A 19348-nucleotide genomic window follows, 5' to 3' on the forward strand; every position below is an offset into this window, starting at 1 on the left:
AACCCTGTAGGAGCGAGGCTTGCCCGCGAAGGTGTCAGCACCAAAACATTCCTCAGCCCTGAAATGCAAAAAGCCCCGTCACATGGACAGGGCTTTTACTCGCAGCTTGCAGCTTGAAACTAATTTGCTGCTCTTAAAACACGACGCCTTGACTACGCAGGTAGTCATCATAAGTGCCGCTGAAGTCGATCACGCCGCTGGCGCTCAACTCGATGATGCGGGTGGCCAGGGACGATACGAACTCACGGTCGTGGCTGACGAAGATCAGCGTGCCCGGGTAGTTCTCCAGCGCCAGGTTCAGCGCCTCGATCGATTCCATGTCCAAGTGGTTGGTCGGTTCGTCCATGATCAGAACGTTCGGCTTTTGCAGGATCAACTTGCCGAACAGCATGCGGCCTTGCTCACCACCGGAGATGACCTTGACCGACTTGAGGATCTCGTCGTTGGAGAACAGCATCCGGCCGAGGGTGCCGCGAACGATTTGCTCGCCGCCCTGGGTCCATTGGCCCATCCAGTCGAACAGGTTGCAGTCTTCTTCGAAGTCGTGTGCGTGGTCCTGGGCGTAGTAGCCCAGTTCCGCGGCGTCGGTCCATTTCACGGTGCCGGCATCCGGGGTCAGTTCGTTGACCAGGGTACGCAGCAGGGTGGTTTTACCGATACCGTTCGGACCAATGATCGCCACGCGCTCGCCGGCTTCAACAACGAAGCTGAAGTCCTTGAACAGCGGCTTGCCGTCGAAGCCTTTGGCCATGCGCTCGACGATGACCGCCTGACGGTGCAGCTTCTTGGTCTGTTCGAAACGGATGAACGGGCTCACACGGCTCGAAGGCTTGACCTCGGCCAGTTGGATCTTGTCGATCGCCTTGGCGCGGGAGGTCGCTTGCTTGGCTTTCGAGGCGTTGGCCGAGAAGCGGCTGACGAACGATTGCAGTTCCGAGATCTGTGCTTTCTTCTTGGCGTTGTCCGACAGCAGTTGCTCGCGGGACTGGGTCGCCACGGTCATGTACTCGTCGTAGTTGCCCGGGAACAGGCGCAGCTCGCCGTAATCCAGGTCAGCCATGTGCGTGCACACGCTGTTCAGGAAGTGACGGTCGTGAGAGATGATGATCATCAGGCTGGAGCGCTGGGTCAGGATATTTTCCAGCCAGCGGATGGTGTTGATGTCCAGGTGGTTGGTCGGTTCGTCGAGCAACAGCACTTCCGGATCGGAGAACAGCGCCTGCGCCAGCAACACGCGCAATTTCCAGCCCGGGGACACTTCGCTCATCGGGCCGAAATGCTGCTCGATGCCGATACCCAGGCCCAGCAACAGTTCACCGGCACGGGATTCGGCGGTGTAGCCGTCCATTTCGGCGAACTCGGTTTCCAGCTCCGCCACGGCCATGCCGTCTTCTTCGGTCATTTCCGGCAGCGAGTAGATGCGGTCGCGCTCGGCCTTGACCTTCCACAGCTCTTCGTGACCCATGATCACGGTATCGATCACGGTGAATTCTTCGTAGGCGAACTGGTCCTGGCGCAATTTACCCAGACGCACGTTCGGCTCCAGCATGACCTGGCCACCCGATGGCTCGAGGTCGCCACCGAGGATTTTCATGAAGGTCGATTTGCCGCAACCGTTGGCGCCGATCAGGCCATAACGGTTGCCCGCGCCGAATTTCACCGAAACGTTTTCAAATAGCGGCTTGGCGCCGAACTGCATCGTGATGTTAGCTGTAGAGATCAAAGGTTTTTCCTGCGAAGCTTAAAGAGTAGCAAGGGTTGCGGCAGTACCGATTCAGTACCCGTTTCCGGTCTCCGAACCACGGCAAATTCATCCCGGTCAGAAGCGGAAGGTCCATCTGGCAATAAGTGGACAGCAGCATAAGGAGCGCTTGGCCCGAGTCGAACTGCGCTGAGGCGGGGTTCATTCCCGTCATCAACCAAGGGGGGCGCATAATGTTTGGCGGCGATTGTACTGGTCTGGCTCTTTAAACGATAGGGCGTTGAGGCCGTACGACCGCTTTGACGCCACCAGCGGACAGATTTTCACCCCTGAATGCTAACAGCTTGTTACAAGAGGAGGCTAAAATGCCATCGTTGATCCTGAGGCCGACAGTCGGCAGGCGCTCAGGGACGCGCCACCGGCACCGCCGTTTCGATATCAGACGCTGCACAAGGCCCTCCAGGGGACGCAGTTTGTTCACTTCTGACGTGTGACGATTTTCGTGAAGCTCATCATTGCTGTTATTTATGTTGTATCGATCGCGTACGTTCATCTGCGCGGACGCGTGCGCCACAAATTGGGCCGCCAGCTAAGTGATCACTCGACATTTCTGGCACCGGTCAATTGCTTCCTCTACCTGTTCTCGAAAATCCCCAACAGGCCTTATCTTGACACTGCCGATTTTCCTGACTTGAGTCCGCTGCAGACCCATTGGCAAGACATTCGCGCCGAAGGCCAGAACCTGCTCAAGAACGGTGAGATCAAACGCTCGAACCAGTATGACGATGTCGGATTCAACTCGTTCTTCAAGACGGGCTGGAAGCGCTTTTATCTGAAATGGTACGGCGATAGCCACCCTTCGGCCATGAAACTCTGCCCGCGCACCACTGAACTGGTGCAGAGCATCGGCTCGATCAAGGCCGCGATGTTTGCCGAGCTGCCACAGGGATCCAGACTGGTCCGTCACCGCGATCCGTATGCCGGTTCCTATCGGTATCACCTGGGCCTGGACACGCCGAACGATGCCGGTTGCTACATCAACGTCGATGGCGAGAACTACCACTGGCGCGACGGTGAAGCGGTGATGTTCGACGAGACCTTCATTCATTACGCCGAAAACACTACCCAGCAAAATCGCATCATTCTGTTCTGCGACATTGAACGGCCAATGAAGTATCGCTGGGCGGCGGCGTTCAATGGCTGGTTCAGCCGCCATGTGATGGCGGCGGCGGGGGCGCCGAACGCTGTGGGCGACAAAACCGGTGCTATCAACCGCCTGTTCGGCAGAATCTACAAGCTTCGCCTGCGGGGCAAGGCGCTCAAGAAGCGCAATCGCAAGCTTTACTACCTGGAGAAGTGGGCGCTTTTGGGTGGGTTGCTGGCGGTATTTGTGCTGATCTGAATTCAGTGTTGTTACAAATGGCCTCATCGCGGGCAAGCCCGCTCCCACAGGGTTCAGTGTCAGCTCACAATTGACAGCAAACACTGAATCTGTGGGAGCGGGCTTGCCCGCGATGAGGCCGGCACTTACACCGCAAAACTCACGGATGCCCTGTGATCGATCAACCACTGGAGCGCTTTGAAGTTTTTTTCGCCGGCGCCGGCTTGTCGCTCGATTTGGCTTTCGCTGCAGGTTTAGCAGCGGCCTTGCCACCCAGGCTGCGTTTAAGCAGCTCCGTCAAATCGATAACATCCGCAGTCTTGCGCTCTTCTTCGCCAGTCGCCGATTCCACGTCCTCGATCTTGCCTTCATGGGCCTTTTTCTCCACCAGCGCCATGATCTTGTCTTCGAAGCTGTCGCGGTAGTCCTCAGGGCTCCACTCGGCACTCATGTCTTCAACCAGCCGCTTGGCCATGTCCAGCTCACCCTTGACCAGCTTCGCATCGGTGACTTCGCTGCCCAGTTCGAGCGTATCCAGGCTGCGCACTTCGGCCGGCCAGCGCAGCATTACCAGGACCATGGCCGACTCCAGCGGCATCAGCGCCGCCAGGTGCTGGCGAGTATGCAAGACCACGTGGGCGAGGGCGACCTTGTTGGTTTTGCTGAGGGTTTCGCGCAGCAGCGCGTAGACCTTGCCGCCGCGTTTATCGGGTGCAAGGTAGTAGGGTGTGTCGATGTTTTGCAGGGGAATCTGTTCACTGTCGACAAAGGAAAAAATGTCGATGGTTTGCGTGGACAGCGGGTGCGCCGACTTGATCTCCTCCTCACTGAGCACCACGTAGCGACCCTTTTCGTACTGCACACCTTTAACGATGTGCTCTTTGGTGACTTCCTTGCCGGTGACCTTGTTGACGCGCTTGTAGCCGACCGGCTCCATGCTCCGGCTGTCGAGCCAGTCGAAATCCACCCCTTGGGAAGACGTCGCCGAGACCAGCGCGACAGGGATATGCACCAGCCCGAAACTGATTGCGCCTTTCCAGATTGCCCGTGCCATCGTCGTCTTCTCCCAAGTGATGATCAGGTGACCCGTGGCCTGGAGCAAAAGTTTCAGCCGCTTTGGGCCGCGTTTCGAGGGCGGATCAGCGGTACGGTCAAAGGGTGTTACATCTTGTCGGGGAGGTTTTGATTAACAAATGCGAACCCCGGGCGTAGCGTGCTATCGAAGACTTTATCCACGCTTACGTCGAGAGGCTCCCGATGAACCGATTAATGCTTGGCATCACCGCGTTGGCATTGAGTGGCGTGCTGAGCAATCCGGCCCAGGCCGGCCCGGCGCCATCCTCACCCTTGTTGTTGGCGCAAAGCCCGACGGGCAATTCAAGCAATCCTTACAACAGCCCGATTCGTCGGGCCAACCCCAACAGCATGCAGGGCACCCAACCCGGCGCTCCAGGCATTCGCGGGCCAAACACCGTGCCGGTTCCGCGACCACCGACCCTGGACAACGGCGGGATTGGCAACCGCTATCCCCAGGACCGACCCGCTGCGCCCAGCCAACCGATATTCATACCTAATCCGCCTCATCGAGACACAGGCACCAGCAACCGTTGAACGGCAAGACGCAAGTCTGCCAAGCATTCTGACGACAAAAGGAATCGTGCATGTTGCGTAAAACCCTCCTGGCCACACTCTGTGCCAGCACCTTGATCACTGCGACCGCACCGGCCTATGCCGCGCCCGTTCAAGAACTGAAAAGTGAACAGGGCACCCTCGAAGTGACCCCGATCGTCGAGGGCCTGGAGCACCCGTGGGCCCTGGCGTTCCTGCCCGATCGCCAGGGAATGCTGGTGACCGAACGCCCCGGCAACCTGCGAGTGGTCAGCGCTGACGGCAAGCTCTCGGCCCCGCTCGACGGCGTGCCGACAGTCTGGGCCAAGGGGCAGGGCGGTTTGCTGGATGTGGCGTTGTCGCCCGACTTCAAGCAAGACCGCACGGTCTATCTGTCTTATGCCGAAGGGGGCGGCAAGGGCGACAAGGCCGGGACGGCGGTCGGCCGCGGACAATTGTCGCAAGACCTGAAGTCAATCAGGAACTTCAAGGTGATCTTCCGCCAGGAGCCGAAACTGTCGGTCGGCAACCACTTTGGCTCGCGCCTGGTGTTCGACCGCGACGGCTATCTGTTCATCACCCTCGGTGAGAACAACGACCGGCCGACGGCCCAGGACCTCGACAAGCTGCAGGGCAAGGTCGTGCGGATCTACCCCGACGGCAAGGTACCGGACGACAACCCCTTTGTCGGGCAGACCGGCGTGCGCCCGGAGATCTGGTCCTATGGCCAGCGCAATCCACAAGGCGCGGCACTCAACCCCTGGACCGGGGTCCTCTGGGAAAACGAGCACGGCCCCCGGGGCGGTGACGAGATCAACATCATCGAGCGTGGCAAGAACTACGGCTGGCCAATGGCAACCCACGGCATCAACTATTCCGGCCAGCCGATTCCGGAAGCCAAGGGCAAGACCGCCGAAGGCACCGTCGCGCCACACCATGTCTGGGAAAAATCCCCTGGCCTGAGCGGCATGGCGTTCTACGATGCCGATCGCTTCAAGGCCTGGCAACACAATGTGTTTATCGGCGCGCTGGTCAGTCAGGAGCTGATTCGCTTGCAGTTCGACGGCGACAGGGTGGTTCACGAAGAACGGTTGATGGGTGAGCTGAACAAACGCATTCGTGATGTGCGGCAGGGACCGGACGGCTATTTGTATGTGTTGACCGATGAGGCTGACGGGGTTCTGTACAAGGTCGGCCTGAAGTAAAGCGATGTCCTCCGATAATATTCAGCCCGACGGTAGTGATACAGATCAAAGAACCCGTGATGCGGTCTTGCGTGTGGGTGGCGTCGGCGGATACTGAATCAGCGTCGTTACAATTTTACCGTCGTGGATCATGCAAATTGCAGGGCCGAAATCGGCTTTCGTTGCATTTTGCATGAAAAAGCCAGCAGACAATGTCCTTATGTCATTGAAATAACCGATGAGCTGCACGGCGAAACTCGCGGCATGTTTTATGCTGTAGCTGGCCTTGAGCTGACCGGCATTTCATTTGAGTCAGCGGCTACACCGGAAAACGGTCAGATGAGGACTTGATAAAAACCTGCAAGAAACATGAGCGGGGAATTTAGTACTGATCGACGTGGATGTTTGATTGGCATTCTCACATTAAGGAGAGGTTCGTAATGTTTCTTTCTGCCTTGGAACTTCGAAACATCATTGAAAGCAGTTTTCTTCCGAAACGTTGTCAATGTACGTTGTCGCCGGACCTGTCGATGACTGTAAAAGTCTATTCCGATCGTGAAACCGATCACCTCGATCTGATGGTAACCGGCATAAATGCCAAACATCTCAATGGCTGCAAGGAAATCAACAACCTGATTGCCGAATTGCGTGTGGACATGCAAAACAGGGCCGATGTCCAGACTCTGCATCCAGACAGGAAAGCGCTTTAACCCACGGTTTCAAGGCTCGCGCCGGGTCTGGAGAAAAGCCAGGCCCGGCGCCAGCTCTATCATCAGCATGCAATATGCCCGCACCGGCATGGCGATCGAGCCATTCGCCGATGCACTCCGTACTGCCTGCTCAGCTTTGCATGCTGCAAGCGTCGGACAGTTTTCGATAAGTGATTTGTGCCGTTTTGCCTGACGTGTCGATGTACTTCATTTCAGCTGTAATGACTTCGCAATACAGGGTCGAGGGCTCGGTCAGCGAAATGACCTTGGCCACGTGCAATGGCATCCCGTAGTGATACGCAGGGACTTGGACTTGGGTCGAGGACGTTTCGTCGGCCAGAGCAAGACCGGCAAAGGCGGTGCAGGCGAGGGCGGCTGTCGACAACAATGTGCGCGTGTTCATGAACGATCTCCAGTGCAGGCGAAAGGTCAGCTCGACGTAGGGTCGAACCTGCCGCACTGGGCGTCAGAGAGATCTGAGGGCGTGCGGTCCAGTAAAGCTTTGGACCGCAGCGTTAAGAGATGGTTAAGCCGGCTGAATGCCACCTGTCGGCAGTTTCCTTTAATTGACCGGCAAACGCTGTTAAATGGGCCACCTTGGCGAGCAGGCTCGCTCCACAGTTGATGTTTCGACTGATGTGTTGAACCGCGATCCGACGCCTTAAAGGATTGCGAGATACTGTTGATAGCGTTCGTAGGCCTGCTGACAGGCTGCCACATTGTCTGCAATCGGCAGGGTTTCACTAGCCGGATCGAGCTTTACGCAGCGCTCGCACAAGTCCGCCAGGCTGTGTTCATGGCCGTTTGCCCAGGACTTGCACCACGCCGCCTGAATCGCTGCGCCGAGCGCCGCGGCTTCGCTTTGCCCGGTGCAGATCACTGGGGTGTTCATGATGTCCGCGACCAGCTGCCGCCACACCGCGCTTTTCGAACCGCCGCCGATCAGGCAGATGCTGTGGCTTTGCAGGCCATTGCGGCGCAACAGGTCCAGCCCATAACGCAAACCGAAGGTCGTGCCCTCAACCACGGCGCGACACAGGTTGGCCTGCGTCAGGTTGGTCATGGTCAGCCCCAGCAGGCTGCCCGTGGCATGGGGCAGGGCAGGCACCCGTTCACCATTGAGAAACGGCAGCATGCATACGCCTTCGGCACCGATCGGCGCTTGCGCGACGAGTTCGTTGAAACGCGGGATATCCAGCTCGAACAACGCGCGAATCACCCCGGTGGCATTGGTCAGGTTCATGGTGCAGATCAGCGGCAGCCAGCCACCGCTGGATGAACAGAAGGTCGCGACCGAGGCGTCCGGACTGACATTCGGCTGGTCGGCATAGGCGTAGACCGTTCCCGAGGAGCCGAGGCTCATGGTGATTGCGCCGGGCTTGATGTTGCCGGTACCGATGGCGCCCATCATGTTGTCGCCACCGCCGCTGGACACCAAGGCCTGCGGGTTGATGCCCAGGTGTTCGGCGATGCCCGGCAGGAGGGTGCCAACGGCCTGGTGGGCGTCGATCAGCTCCGGCAACGCGGCTTGCAGGCGGCCGGTGGGGTCGATGTCGCGCAGCAGCTGCAAGTCCCACTGGCGGGTGCGAACGTTGAAATAGCCGGTGCCCGAAGCATCGCCATACTCGCTGCAACTGCGGCCGGTGAGCCAGAAGTTGAGGTAGTCGTGGGGCAGCAGGATGCGGGCGATGCGGGAATACGTTTGCGGGTGCTGTTCTTTGGTCCAGAGCAGCTTGGACACGGTATAGCCCGGCGCGATGACGACGCCGAGGCGTTCCAGCGAACCGCTTTCGCCGCCCAGATGGGCCAGCAGGCGGTCGTTCTGCGGGCTGGATTCGGTGTCGCACCAGAGCTTGGCCGGGCGCAGTACCTGGCCCTGGTCGTCGAGCAGGACCAGGCCGTGTTGCTGGCCGGAGACGCCGATGCCGAGGATGTTCTGGCCGTCGACATTGGCCGCGATCAGCGCTTGGCGAGTGGCCGAAGTGAATGCTTCCAGCCATTGCGACGTGTCCTGCTCGCGACGGCCATTGGCGCCACTGATCAGGCTGTGGGGAGCAGCACCCTGGCCGAGGACCTCGCCGCTGATTGCGTCAAGGATAAGGGCCTTGGTGCCTTGGGTGCCGCAGTCGATGCCGAGGAAAAGTTGTTGGTTTGCCATGGAGGATCCTTGGTGTGTCAGGTCGATCTCTGTGCACATTCAACATTGATGTTGTTTGTCAGTCAGCCATCGCGGGCAAGCCCGCTCCCACAGGGATGTATGTTGTTCACAAATCTGTCTTTCACTCCGAACACTGTGGGAGCGGGCTTGCCCGCGATGGCGACAGAAATTTCACCGCAGAGCTTAAGCGAGTACTCGCTCGAGGGTCTTGGTTACCCCAACATCCCGCAAGCTGTTGCAGCACCATTCGAACGCCGCCACAAATTCGGGCGAATTGGGAATCTGCGTACCAAAGATCTCCTCGACCTCCAACAACCGCTGGGTGATCAACACATCATCGGCCACCAATGCCTGACAAAACGCCGCGCGCGGATCCGGAATCGAGTACGTATCGCCATGCTCATTCACCCCCTTCAAGTACAACGCCCAGGCTGCCACCACCAACGCCGCACGCTTCGTCTCGCGGCCATCGGCAATCAAGCGATTGATAGTCGGCACGGTGAACTTGGGAAACTTCGACGAACCGTCCGAGCACACCCGCTCCAGCTGATCGGCAATCGCCTGATTGGAGAAGCGTGCAACCAGGGTGTTCTTGTAGTCGGTCAAGTCGATCCCCGGCACGGGCGACAACTGTGGCGTTACGTCCAGATCCATGTAAGCGCGCATGTACCGGACAAACAGCGGGTCGTTCATGGTCTCGTGAACGAAGCGGTACCCCTTCAGGAATCCCAGATACGTCAGGGCCAGGTGGCTGCCGTTGAGCAGCTTGATCTTCATGTCTTCGTAAGGCGTGACGTCGTCGGTAAACTGCACGCCGACCTGTTCCCAGGCCGGGCGCCCATTGACGAACTTGTCTTCCAGTACCCATTGCGCAAAGGGCTCACAGACCACCGGCCAGGCATCATCGACGGCGTGCTTGTCGGCCAGTTGCAGGCGATGTTCAGCGCTGGTCATCGGCGTGATGCGGTCGACCATGGCGTTGGGAAAACTGACGTTGCTGTCGATCCAGTCGCGCAGTTCGGCATCGCGCAGGGCAGCAAACGCCAGGAGCGCCTTGCGGGTGACCGCGCCGTTGTGGGGCAGGTTATCGCAGGACATCAAGGTGAATGCAGGCGTGCCGGCGGCGCGGCGTTTGACCAAGGCGGCGCAGAGAAAACCGAACACGGTTTGCGGTGCGTCGGGATGCGCCAGGTCATGTTGGATCTGCGGCAAATGGGCCATGAATTCGCCGTTGCTGTCGTCGATGCAGTAGCCGCCTTCAGTGATGGTCAGCGAGACAATGCGAATCTCGGGGCTCGCCAGTTTGTCGATCAGCGCCTGGGCCCCGTCTTCGGCCAGCAGCATGTCGCGGATTGCGCCGATCACCCTGACTTCGGTGTCGTCGGTGTCGCCCAGCTCAAGCAGGGTGAACAGGTAATCCTGCTCCTTCAGGTCATCCCGGGCGCGACGGTCTTCGGCGCGCAGGCCGACGCCGCAAATGGCCCAGTCCAGATCCTTGCCGGTGTTCATCAAGGCGTCGGTGTAATACGCCTGATGCGCGCGGTGGAAACCACCGACGCCGATGTGCGCGATGCCCTGGCGGGTGTCGCTCAGGGTGTAGGCGGGCAGGACCACTTCGGGGGCGAGGTGGTGCAGATTCTGGTTATTCAGTTTCATCACAGGCTCTCTGAATTCAGGCGGCAACGCGCAACGGACGGGTCAGCGCCACGCCGTCGGCATCGAATAAATGGCAGTGCTCGGCATCCAGGTGCAGGCTCAGGGTTTCGCCGTAACGGCTGGCCAGATCACCGCGCACACGCATGGTCAAGGCTTCGCCGGACGCAGTCACGACGTGGCAGAAGGTGTCGCTGCCCAGGCGCTCGCTGACGTCGGCGGTGACCTGCAAGCTGCAGTCGCCGGTGTGTGCCAGCTCCAGGTGTTCCGGGCGGATGCCCAGGGTCACGGCGCCGCCGACGCTCAGGTTGGCGCCGCTCAACGGCAAAGTGATGCGGGTGCCGGCGTCCAGCAGCACTTCGCAGCTCTGACGCTCGACGCGGGTGACCTTGCCCTTGAGGAAACCCATCTTGGGCGTGCCGAGGAAGCCAGCGACGAACAGGTTGGCCGGTTGGTGATAGAGCTCCAGCGGCGAGCCGACCTGTTCGACCTTGCCGCCATTGAGCACCACCACCTTGTCGGCCAGGGTCATGGCTTCGACCTGGTCGTGGGTCACGTAGATCATGGTCGCTTGCAGTTCCTTGTGCAGCCGCGACAGTTCCAGGCGCATCTGCACCCGCAGGGCGGCGTCGAGGTTGGACAGCGGTTCGTCGAAGAGGAAGATTTTCGGGTTGCGCACGATCGCCCGGCCGATGGCCACGCGCTGGCGCTGGCCGCCGGAGAGTTGCTTGGGCTTGCGCTCCAGCATCGGCCCGAGTTCGAGGATGCGCGCGGCGTCGTTGACCTTTTTCTCGACGTCGGCTTTGGGCACGCCAGCGAGGTCGAGGGCAAACGACATGTTTTTGCGCACGCTCATGTGCGGGTACAGGGCGTAGGTCTGGAACACCATCGCCAGGTCGCGCTTGGCGGGGCTGACTTCGGTGATGTCGCGGCCATCGAGTTCAATGGTGCCGCCACTGACTTCTTCCAGGCCGGCGATCAGCCGCAGCAGGGTGGACTTGCCGCAGCCCGAGGGGCCGACGAAGACCACGAATTCCTTGTCGCGCACTTCCAGGTCGATGCCCTTGATGATAGAGAAGCCTTCGAAGCCTTTTTGCAGGTTTTTGATTTTCAGGTTGGCCATGGTGGTGGGCCTCCGTTTGTTGTTATTCAAATTGTGCCGGGCGGGCTTCTTGTAGGAGCGAGCTTGCTCGCGAAAAACCCCCAAGCGCCGCGTTCTTCCAGGCAGCACGCGTCATCGTTCACGTCCATCGCGAGCAAGCTCGCTCCCACAGGGGGCGCGTTCTTCCAGGCACCATGCGTTATCGTTTACGTCCATCGCGAGCAAGCTCGCTCCCACAGGGGGCGATCTTCATTTCACCGCGCCAAACGACAGGCCGCGGACCAGTTGTTTCTGGCTGATCCAGCCGAAGATCAGGATCGGCGCGCAGGCCAGGGTCGAGACCGCCGACAACTTGGCCCAGAACAGCCCTTCGGGGCTGGAGTACGAGGCGATCAGCGCGGTCAGCGGTGCGGCCTGGGACGAGGTCAGGTTCAGCGACCAGAAGGCTTCGTTCCAGCACAGGATCAGCGACAGCAGCACCGTGGAGGCCAGGCCGCCCTTGGCGATCGGCAGCAGCACCCGCACCATCTCCTGCCACAGGGTGGCGCCGTCCAGGCGTGCGGCTTCGAGGATGTCCTTGGGGATGTCCTTGAAATAGGTGTAAATCATCCAGACCACGATCGGCAGGTTGATCAGGGTGTAGATCACGATCAGCGCGATGCGCGTGTCGAGCAGGCCAAAGCTCTTGGCCAGCAGGTAGATCGGCATCAGCACGCCCACCGGCGGCAGCATCTTGGTCGAGAGCATCCACAGCAGCGTGCCCTTGGTGCGCTGGGTTTCGTAGAACGCCATGGAGTAGGCGGCCGGCACCGCGATCAGCAGGCACAGGGCGGTGGCGCTGAACGAAATCACCACCGAGTTCCAGGCGAAGCTGAAATAATCGCTGCGCTCGTTGATGTGCAGGTAGTTCTCAAGCGTGGGCGTGAAGATGAACTGCGGCGGCGTGGCGAAGGCGTCGATTTCGCTCTTGAAACTGGTCAGCACCATCCAGAAGATCGGGAAGAAAATCAGGATCGCGATGGCCCAGGCCAGGGTGCCCAGCAGCAGGCTTTGCAGACGACGGGATTGTTGAAGGGTCATGGCAATGGCCTCAGGCTTTGTCGGTCAGGTTTTTGCCGATCATCCGCACCAGGACGATGGCCGCGATGTTGGCGATCAGCACCGCGATCAGGCCGCCGGCGGAGGCCATGCCGACGTCGAACTGCACCAGCGCCTGGTTGTAGATCAGGTAGGCGAGGTTGGTCGAGGCGTAGCCGGGGCCGCCGTTGGTGGTGGTGAAGATTTCGGCGAACACCGAGAGCAGGAAGATGGTTTCGATCATCACCACCACCGCGATCGGGCGAGCCAGGTGCGGCAGGGTCAGGTGCCAGAAAATCGCGATCGGACCGGCCCCATCGAGGCGCGCGGCTTCCTTCTGCTCTTGGTCAAGGGACTGCATGGCGGTCATCAGGATCAGGATCGCAAAGGGCAACCATTGCCAGGACACAATGATGATGATCGACAGCAGCGGGTAATGCGCCAGCCAGTCCACCGGCTGCGCGCCGAACAGTTTCCAGATGTAGGCGAGAATCCCCGACACCGGGTGGAAGATCAGGTTCTTCCAGATCAGCGCTCCGACGGTGGGCATGATGAAGAACGGCGAGATCAGCAGTACCCGCACGATGCCGCGGCCGAGAAACTCACTGGCCTCCAGCAACGCACTGATCAACACGCCGAACACTACGCTGATCAGCAGCACGCTGCCCACCAGCAACAGTGTGTTGGTGGCGCCGGGCATGAACCCCGAATCGCTGAGGAAGTAGCTGAAGTTTTCCAGGCCGACGAACTGGTTTTCACCGGGGTAGAGCAGGTTGTAGCGGATCAGCGAAAAATACACGGTCATGCCCAGCGGCACGATCATCCACAGCAGCAACAGCGCCACCGAAGGGCTGACCAGGAACCAGCCGGGATTGGCCAACCGGCTTTTACGCAGCGGTTGGGGGATATCCATGTGAGCTTTGGCAGTTGAAATAGTCATGGCAATAGCACCGATAAGGAACAGACAAAATGAAGATCAACTGTGGGAGCGAGCTTGCTCGCGAAAGCGGTATTTCAGTCTCTGAAGATGCATCGGATGTACCTGCCTCTTCGCGAGCAAGCTCGCTCCCACATGGATTGCGCTTAACCTGTGGGAGCATGGCTTGCCTGCGATGGAGTCAACCCGGTACCCAGACAAACAGGACAGTTGCACCCACCGCACCCTTATTATTTGGGATAACCGGCGCGCTTCATTTCACGTTCGGTGGTTGACTGGGCGGCGGTCAGGGCCTGGTCGACCGTGGTCTGGCCGATCAGCGCCGCGGAGAACAATTTGCCGACCTGGGTGCCCACCGCCTGGAATTCAGGAATGGTCACCAACTGAATGCCAATGTACGGCACCGGTTTGGCGCTCGGCTTGCTCGGGTCCGCCGCTTTCAGCGATTCCAGCGTTACCCTGGCGAATGGCGCAGCCTGCAGATAGGCCTCGCTGTAGGTCGAGGCCCGGGTGCCTGGCGGCACGTTGGCGATGCCGTCTTTTTCCGCGACCAACGCCCCGTACTCCTTGGAAGTGGCCCAGGCGCTGAAGGTTTTCGCTGCGTCCTTGGCCTTGGAACTGGTCGGAATCGCCAGCGCCCAGGAGTACAACCAGGCCGAGCCCTTGTCGGTGGTTTCGTGCGGTGCGTAGGTGAAGCCGACCTGTTCGCTGACCTTGCTCTGGGTCTTGTCGGTGACGAAGGAGCCGGCCACGCTGGCGTCGACCCAGATCGCGCACTTGCCGCTGTTGAACAGCGCCAGGTTTTCGTTGAAACCGTTACTCGAAGCACCCGGCGGGCCGGATTTTTTCATGGTGTCGACGTAGAAATTCAGTGCGTTCTTCCATTCCGGACCGGTGAATTCCGGCTTCCACTGCTCATCGAACCAGCGTGCACCATAAGCATTGGCGACGGTGCTGATGAGCGCCATGTTCTCGCCCCAGCCGGCCTTGCCGCGCAGGCAGATGCCGTACTGTTCCTTATCCTTGTTGGTGAGCTTGCTGGCGAATTCACCGATCTGGGTCCAGGTCGGGCGTTCTGGCATGGTCAACCCGGCGTCCTTGAACAAGTCGGTGCGGTAATAGGTGATGGAGCTTTCGGCGTAGAACGGCAAGGCATAAAGCGAGCCCTTGACCGAAAGGCCTTCGCGCACCGAAGGGAATACATCGTCGAGGGCGTAGCTGGCCGGCAAGTCCTTCATCGGCTCCAGCCACCCCTTGGCGCCCCAGAGGGCCGCTTCGTACATGCCGATGGTCAGCACGTCAAACTGGCCACCCTGGGTGGCGATGTCGGTGGTCAGGCGCTGGCGCAGGACGTTTTCTTCCAGCACCACCCAGTTGAGTTTGATGTCCGGATGCTCGGCCTCGAAGGTTTTCGAGAGCTTTTGCATGCGGATCATGTCGCTGTTGTTGACGGTGGCGATGGTCAGGGTCTGGGCGCCGAGGCTGACGCTGCTGAGGGTCATGCAGGTGAGGGCTAGCAGAGCTTTTACAGAGGGTTGCATCGTGCACTCCTTTTCTGCACCCGGCGGGTTGCAGAAGGACAGTTATTGTTTTTGTGTCTTCCGAAGGGAGGAAGAATGTGCACTGATTACAGCCTTCAATTGATGGCGTGACAAATCATCCGTCGCACTTGGATTGATACTATTTTGCACTGAGGTTTGGAGGGAGAGCTGCGGGGAACGGCGTTGTTGCCGTCAGTCGGTATTGATTGCGTACAGGTTTTAGGGCCCCAGAATCAAAAGATCGCAGCCTGCGGCAGCTCCTACATTGGAATGCGATCCCCTGTAGGAGCTGCCGCAGGCTGCGATCTTTTGATCTTTCTTTACCCGAGATTCTGCTCAGTCAATCGCTGCACGGCCAACTTGCGATAGTGCGACGGCGTCATGCCTTTGAGCTGCTGAAATCGCCGATTGAAATTGGAAATATTGTTGAAGCCCGACTCGAAACACACATCGGTCACCGGTTTGTCACCGTCGGCCAATAGCTCGCAGGATTTGCTGATGCGCAGGCGATTGACGAATTCGATGAAGCAACGCCCGGTGGCTTGTTTGAACACCCGGCTGAAGTAGGTCGGCTTCATGCCCAGGTGCTCCGCCACTTCCTCCAGCGGCAGATCCCGGGCGTAGTGGGCGAAGATGTAATCCACTGCTCGGTTGGTGCGATCGATGTTGTGTTCGTCGGCCAACTGCGGCGTCGTCGCGCCGGAGAGCGTTTGGTAATCGTCGCAGGAGGCCAGCAGTTCCAGCAGAATGAAAAAGTGCCCGAGCCGGGTCACGCCCTTCGTATCGGCGATACGCTGCATCAGGCCCATCGCCTGGCGGATGGTGCGTTTGCAGCGGAATTCGATGCCGTACTGCGCACGCTCCAGCAGCGGCGCCAGGGTCTTGAGCTCGGCAAACACCAGATGGCCGCTGTCGAACAATTCGTCGGTAAAATTCACCAGCATGTCGCGCTTTGGCACCACTTCGTCTTCGGCGACCTGGCTGATCCAGTTGTGGGGCAGGTTGGGGCCGGTGAGGAACAGGGATTCGGGATAGAAGTTGCCGATGTAATCGCCGATGAACACCTTGCCGGAACTGGCGACGATCAGGTGCAGTTCGTATTCCTTGTGGAAATGCCAACGCACCAGCGGGCAGGGGAAGCCGTGCTGGCGATAGATGATGGACAACCCATTGTGGTCGTCCATCAGTTCGTAGGAAGGGTCGGTAACTCTGGCTGCTCGGGTCATGTCAGGGTGCTTTTATTGTTCTCGCACGCTGATCATGCCTCGTTTCGGACGGTGAATACCACCCACTAGCTCTTCGGGTCGTCCCCGTATTTATTTGCCACCAAGAAGCTCCCCGGTTCGTTTTGGTCCTGTTTTGCCACCTGGTAATCTCCCAACGATTCGTTCCGCTCTTCTTTTGCCGCGACCAAATAGCTCGCCGAGAGCGATTGCGTTTCATACAAGGCGTCGCCATAAGCGGCCTTCATGCTCGTGGCGATCCAGCAGTAACGGACGATATCGGATTCTTCAAAAAAATCGGTGCTGATAATGCTGCAACGTGTAACCCGGTCCCGGCTTGGATGGAACCAGTCGTTGATGTGGTTTTTGATGTCCTGAGGACCACTCAGGAAACCATAAGTGGTCGCCGATAACGTCCATAAGAAACTGCCGATGGGGGCATTTGCAAGCGTGGTGGAAATGAAGCGGTTCAGAGCGTCGGTGTCAGTCAGATCTTTGCGGCTCCACTTTCGGGTCACCCGCGACCAGAAATAATTTTTGTCAAATTCAGACACTGACGGCGCGGCGAGCACCAGCCTTCGCTGATTGCTGGCCTGTTTGAGCTCTCCCACGGTTTTCGTGGCGTCAGAAGGCGGGATGATCCGCTGTCCAAGTCGCTCCACCAACAAGTCATTCAGTTTTTTGTAGGCGAAAAAATTGTGATCGACGCCCAACTCGTAGAAGTCGAAAATAATGAATTCGTCCGGGTTCTGGTCGAGAAAAGCCGACACCGCATCAATCAATTCATACAGTACGCGATGAGACTGATAGCCATTGTGATGAAAGTAGAAGATCGATTGGTCATGGCCTTCGGTATAGCCAAGACGTATATCAAATGCCCGCGCTCCGTTTGACAGTTGCCAGGCAAATGAGTCGTTTTGACAGGTGGTCCAGTTACCGACGATGACGTCGTAATTGGGCGCCTTTTTGTCCATTCCCGAGTTGTGAGTGCCGGGCCAGACGATATCGGTCAGCTTTAATGTGTCGATGTCGAGAATGTTGCTCATCCATGTTTTTTTATTCAGATTCCCTTCTGTATTCGTCATTGTCGATCCCTTACGTGACTTCGCCCATCCGTGGGGAGAAGTTGATTGATGGAAATCCAATCATAAAGGGCCGCCCGGGCAATGCCAATTGCGGAAACATGTACACAAATTAAGTGTTCTGACGGTTTTTCGCTTCAATCCATTGCGACATGTATTGAGTGCTCTTGTGCTGATGATGGCGCAGCATGCTACCGGTGAAGTTATCCCTTCTGATCGACGAGAGATGCTGGCGGCATTCGTTGATTCGGGCGATCAACGCAGGGCCATGATGGGTGTGCTGGTAACGACTGGCCAGCAGTTGCAACCCTTGCGCCTGTGCATTCAACCAGCGGGTCTTGTCTTTATAAAGTTGCACGGCGTTATCGGCGAACGCCTGGGCCGTCCGGGTCACCGCCCCTGGCCAGGGTTCCTCGCCGTGCATGGCTTCTGCGCCGATCGGCGTGGTGACATTCGGCGTACCGCAGAGCATGGCGTCAACGAGCTTGCCTTTGATGCCTGCCCCGAATCGCAACGGCGCCAGGCACACTCGCGCCGCCGACATGACCTGCAAGGCATCTTCTGCCCAGTTCATCACATGAAACCCCTGGGCGGCATTGTGCAGCGCAGTGGCTTTGGGCGGAGTGTAAGCCCCATAAATGTGTAACTGGGCGCTGGGCAACTGTTGGCGAATCAACGGCCAGAGGGTGGTTTTCATCCAGAGCACCGCGTCCCAGTTCGGCGCATGGCGAAAGTTGCCAATGCTGAGAAAGTGCGCTCGTTCCTCAAAGGGCGGTGGCGGGGCGATCGGCACATCGACCATCAGCGGGCACCAGTGCAGTAAGTTGCGCGGCACTTTGAATTGTTCGACCAACAACTCGATTTCCACTTCGGAGATCATCAGATTCAAGTCACAACGATAAATCGCGGCGATCTCCCGTTTGGCCAGGTCGGTCTCGGCCATGAATTCAAACTCTTCACGCAGTGCCGGGGCGAACAGCTCACTGAAATCATCGGCGTCGTCACTGGCCTTCAGGCGCTCCTTGAGGCGTAGATGCCGGGCATCGCGCAGGCTTTGCAGGTCGGACGTCTCAAGCACGCGCAAGGCATCGGGGCAGTGTTTTTCAACGCGCCAGCCAAATTGCTCTTCCATCATGAACCGGTCGAACAGCACCACATCCGGGGCCAGTTGGCTGATGAATGTGTCGAAACTGCTGTTGTTCAATTCGATCGGCATTTCACGAATGCCCAGCGCCGTCAGGTCTGCCCGGTGTTCGCCAGTGCCGGCCGGACTGCTGAAGGTGATGTCCCAGCCTTGCTCCAGGAACGTCTCGAGAATTTGCATCATATGCCCGCCAGCCGCCGAAGAGCGGGGCTCGGGCCAGACGTAACCAATGACCAGGACGCTGGTTGCGCGGGACTGACTCATGAATGGACATTCCTTGAAACGGGGGCATGGGACGAAATCGGGGTGCGATTAAACCACAGGCAATGGCAAACCCCGTTGCCCCTTCAGTGCAGATCAGGCGTTGTTGAGAATTCCTTTGACCTTGTCACGCAGTTGGTCGATGGAGAACGGCTTGCCAATCACATGCATCCCTGCAGGTACCTCGATGCTTTCGGCATATCCACTGGCGAACAGGATCGGCAGTTCCGGATGCAGCATCCGCGCCTGCGTGGCCAGTTCACGGCCATCCATCACCGGCAGGCCAACGTCGGTCATCATCAAGTCGATGTGCTGATCTTCGTCGTTGAGAAACTCCAGTGCCTGTTCGCTGCCATCGGCCTCGAGCACCTCGAACTCCAGTTCCTCCAGCACATCGACGATCAGCATGCGGACGATGGCATCGTCTTCGACGACAAGGATGATGGATGCATTGGAGGACATAGTAGGGGTTCTCAAAGGTTGAAAAGACGGTTGCCGGTCGATTGAAATTGCCGGGCTCTGCATGAGTAAGTGGCGGATCCCGACAAGTTCCCGGCGCGGTTAAAAAAAGGATAGCTACCCAAA

The 19348-nt window shown here is 58.7% G+C and carries 17 protein-coding genes; 4 read left to right on the forward strand and 13 right to left on the reverse strand.

What is annotated here, in order from left to right:
• Positions 1–133 precede the first annotated feature (133 nt).
• On the reverse strand, positions 134–1723 hold the full coding sequence (locus ACA062_RS14780) for an ABC-F family ATPase (protein ID WP_497457047.1): 1590 nt from the start codon (positions 1721–1723) through the stop codon (positions 134–136).
• Positions 1724–2204: 481 nt separating this feature from the next.
• Here ACA062_RS14780 and lpxO point away from each other — a divergent pair, with 481 nt between their 5' ends.
• On the forward strand, positions 2205–3104 hold the full coding sequence (gene lpxO / locus ACA062_RS14785) for a lipid A hydroxylase LpxO (protein WP_497457048.1): 900 nt from the start codon (positions 2205–2207) through the stop codon (positions 3102–3104).
• Between the two features lie 160 nt (positions 3105–3264).
• Here lpxO and ku read toward each other — a convergent pair whose 3' ends face one another.
• A complete protein-coding gene (gene ku, locus ACA062_RS14790) occupies positions 3265–4137 on the reverse strand; it encodes a non-homologous end joining protein Ku (RefSeq protein WP_497457049.1) in 873 nt (290 codons plus the stop codon).
• A 203-nt stretch (positions 4138–4340) separates the two neighbouring features.
• On the opposite strand from ku, the gene ACA062_RS14795 reads away from it, so the two are divergent.
• The 3 genes from ACA062_RS14795 to ACA062_RS14805 all read left to right on the forward strand — a co-directional run bounded on the left by ACA062_RS14795 (position 4341) and on the right by ACA062_RS14805 (position 6585).
• The gene (locus tag ACA062_RS14795) at positions 4341–4694 is read left to right on the forward strand and encodes a hypothetical protein (protein ID WP_497457050.1); all 354 of its coding nucleotides are present in this window, start codon (positions 4341–4343) and stop codon (positions 4692–4694) included.
• A 50-nt stretch (positions 4695–4744) separates the two neighbouring features.
• Entirely contained in the window at positions 4745–5896 is a 1152-nt protein-coding gene (locus ACA062_RS14800) for a PQQ-dependent sugar dehydrogenase (protein ID WP_497457051.1), read from the forward strand.
• A gap of 419 nt (positions 5897–6315) precedes the next feature.
• Complete coding sequence (locus ACA062_RS14805) at positions 6316–6585, forward strand: DUF1652 domain-containing protein (protein WP_497457052.1); 270 nt, start codon at positions 6316–6318, stop codon at positions 6583–6585.
• Positions 6586–6715: 130 nt separating this feature from the next.
• Here ACA062_RS14805 and ACA062_RS14810 read toward each other — a convergent pair whose 3' ends face one another.
• The 11 genes from ACA062_RS14810 to ACA062_RS14860 all read right to left on the reverse strand — a co-directional run bounded on the left by ACA062_RS14810 (position 6716) and on the right by ACA062_RS14860 (position 19225).
• The gene (locus ACA062_RS14810) at positions 6716–6988 is read right to left on the reverse strand and encodes a DUF2790 domain-containing protein (RefSeq protein WP_497457053.1); all 273 of its coding nucleotides are present in this window, start codon (positions 6986–6988) and stop codon (positions 6716–6718) included.
• A 258-nt stretch (positions 6989–7246) separates the two neighbouring features.
• Positions 7247–8743, reverse strand: a complete 1497-nt coding sequence (gene xylB, locus ACA062_RS14815; RefSeq protein ID WP_497457054.1) for a xylulokinase — start codon at positions 8741–8743, stop codon at positions 7247–7249.
• A gap of 183 nt (positions 8744–8926) precedes the next feature.
• Positions 8927–10399 carry a mannitol dehydrogenase family protein gene (locus tag ACA062_RS14820; protein WP_497457055.1) on the reverse strand — a complete coding sequence of 491 codons (1473 nt, stop codon included), beginning with the start codon at positions 10397–10399 and terminating at the stop codon, positions 8927–8929.
• A 16-nt stretch (positions 10400–10415) separates the two neighbouring features.
• Positions 10416–11519 (reverse strand): ABC transporter ATP-binding protein, encoded by a 1104-nt coding sequence (locus ACA062_RS14825; RefSeq protein WP_497457056.1) that lies wholly within the window; start codon positions 11517–11519, stop codon positions 10416–10418.
• 228 nt (positions 11520–11747) lie between these two features.
• Positions 11748–12578, reverse strand: a complete 831-nt coding sequence (locus ACA062_RS14830) for a carbohydrate ABC transporter permease (protein ID WP_128873487.1) — start codon at positions 12576–12578, stop codon at positions 11748–11750.
• Positions 12579–12588: 10 nt separating this feature from the next.
• Positions 12589–13488 (reverse strand): carbohydrate ABC transporter permease, encoded by a 900-nt coding sequence (locus tag ACA062_RS14835; protein ID WP_497457422.1) that lies wholly within the window; start codon positions 13486–13488, stop codon positions 12589–12591.
• A gap of 254 nt (positions 13489–13742) precedes the next feature.
• Positions 13743–15053, reverse strand: a complete 1311-nt coding sequence (locus ACA062_RS14840; RefSeq protein WP_497457057.1) for an ABC transporter substrate-binding protein — start codon at positions 15051–15053, stop codon at positions 13743–13745.
• Between the two features lie 320 nt (positions 15054–15373).
• Entirely contained in the window at positions 15374–16279 is a 906-nt protein-coding gene (locus tag ACA062_RS14845; RefSeq protein ID WP_497457058.1) for a helix-turn-helix domain-containing protein, read from the reverse strand.
• Between the two features lie 65 nt (positions 16280–16344).
• Complete coding sequence (locus ACA062_RS14850) at positions 16345–17361, reverse strand: phosphatidylinositol-specific phospholipase C domain-containing protein (protein WP_497457059.1); 1017 nt, start codon at positions 17359–17361, stop codon at positions 16345–16347.
• A gap of 109 nt (positions 17362–17470) precedes the next feature.
• A complete protein-coding gene (locus ACA062_RS14855) occupies positions 17471–18766 on the reverse strand; it encodes a glycosyltransferase (protein WP_497457060.1) in 1296 nt (431 codons plus the stop codon).
• Positions 18767–18859: 93 nt separating this feature from the next.
• Complete coding sequence (locus tag ACA062_RS14860) at positions 18860–19225, reverse strand: response regulator (protein ID WP_497457061.1); 366 nt, start codon at positions 19223–19225, stop codon at positions 18860–18862.
• Positions 19226–19348 lie beyond the last annotated feature (123 nt).

This window comes from Pseudomonas sp. LBUM1679, from assembly GCF_059695565.1.

Excerpts from the sequence above, each read along its gene's own strand:
- ku (WP_497457049.1), bottom strand. The coding sequence starts at position 4,137 with ATGGCACGGGCAATCTGGAAAGGCGCAATCAGTTTCGGGCTGGTGCAT.
- ACA062_RS14795 (WP_497457050.1), top strand. The coding sequence starts at position 4,341 with ATGAACCGATTAATGCTTGGCATCACCGCGTTGGCATTGAGTGGCGTG.
- ACA062_RS14800 (WP_497457051.1), top strand. The coding sequence starts at position 4,745 with ATGTTGCGTAAAACCCTCCTGGCCACACTCTGTGCCAGCACCTTGATC.
- ACA062_RS14805 (WP_497457052.1), top strand. The coding sequence starts at position 6,316 with ATGTTTCTTTCTGCCTTGGAACTTCGAAACATCATTGAAAGCAGTTTT.
- ACA062_RS14810 (WP_497457053.1), bottom strand. The coding sequence starts at position 6,988 with ATGAACACGCGCACATTGTTGTCGACAGCCGCCCTCGCCTGCACCGCC.
- xylB (WP_497457054.1), bottom strand. The coding sequence starts at position 8,743 with ATGGCAAACCAACAACTTTTCCTCGGCATCGACTGCGGCACCCAAGGC.
- ACA062_RS14820 (WP_497457055.1), bottom strand. The coding sequence starts at position 10,399 with ATGAAACTGAATAACCAGAATCTGCACCACCTCGCCCCCGAAGTGGTC.
- ACA062_RS14825 (WP_497457056.1), bottom strand. The coding sequence starts at position 11,519 with ATGGCCAACCTGAAAATCAAAAACCTGCAAAAAGGCTTCGAAGGCTTC.
- ACA062_RS14830 (WP_128873487.1), bottom strand. The coding sequence starts at position 12,578 with ATGACCCTTCAACAATCCCGTCGTCTGCAAAGCCTGCTGCTGGGCACC.
- ACA062_RS14835 (WP_497457422.1), bottom strand. The coding sequence starts at position 13,488 with ATGGATATCCCCCAACCGCTGCGTAAAAGCCGGTTGGCCAATCCCGGC.
- ACA062_RS14840 (WP_497457057.1), bottom strand. The coding sequence starts at position 15,053 with ATGCAACCCTCTGTAAAAGCTCTGCTAGCCCTCACCTGCATGACCCTC.
- ACA062_RS14845 (WP_497457058.1), bottom strand. The coding sequence starts at position 16,279 with ATGACCCGAGCAGCCAGAGTTACCGACCCTTCCTACGAACTGATGGAC.
- ACA062_RS14850 (WP_497457059.1), bottom strand. The coding sequence starts at position 17,361 with ATGACGAATACAGAAGGGAATCTGAATAAAAAAACATGGATGAGCAAC.
- ACA062_RS14855 (WP_497457060.1), bottom strand. The coding sequence starts at position 18,766 with ATGAGTCAGTCCCGCGCAACCAGCGTCCTGGTCATTGGTTACGTCTGG.
- ACA062_RS14860 (WP_497457061.1), bottom strand. The coding sequence starts at position 19,225 with ATGTCCTCCAATGCATCCATCATCCTTGTCGTCGAAGACGATGCCATC.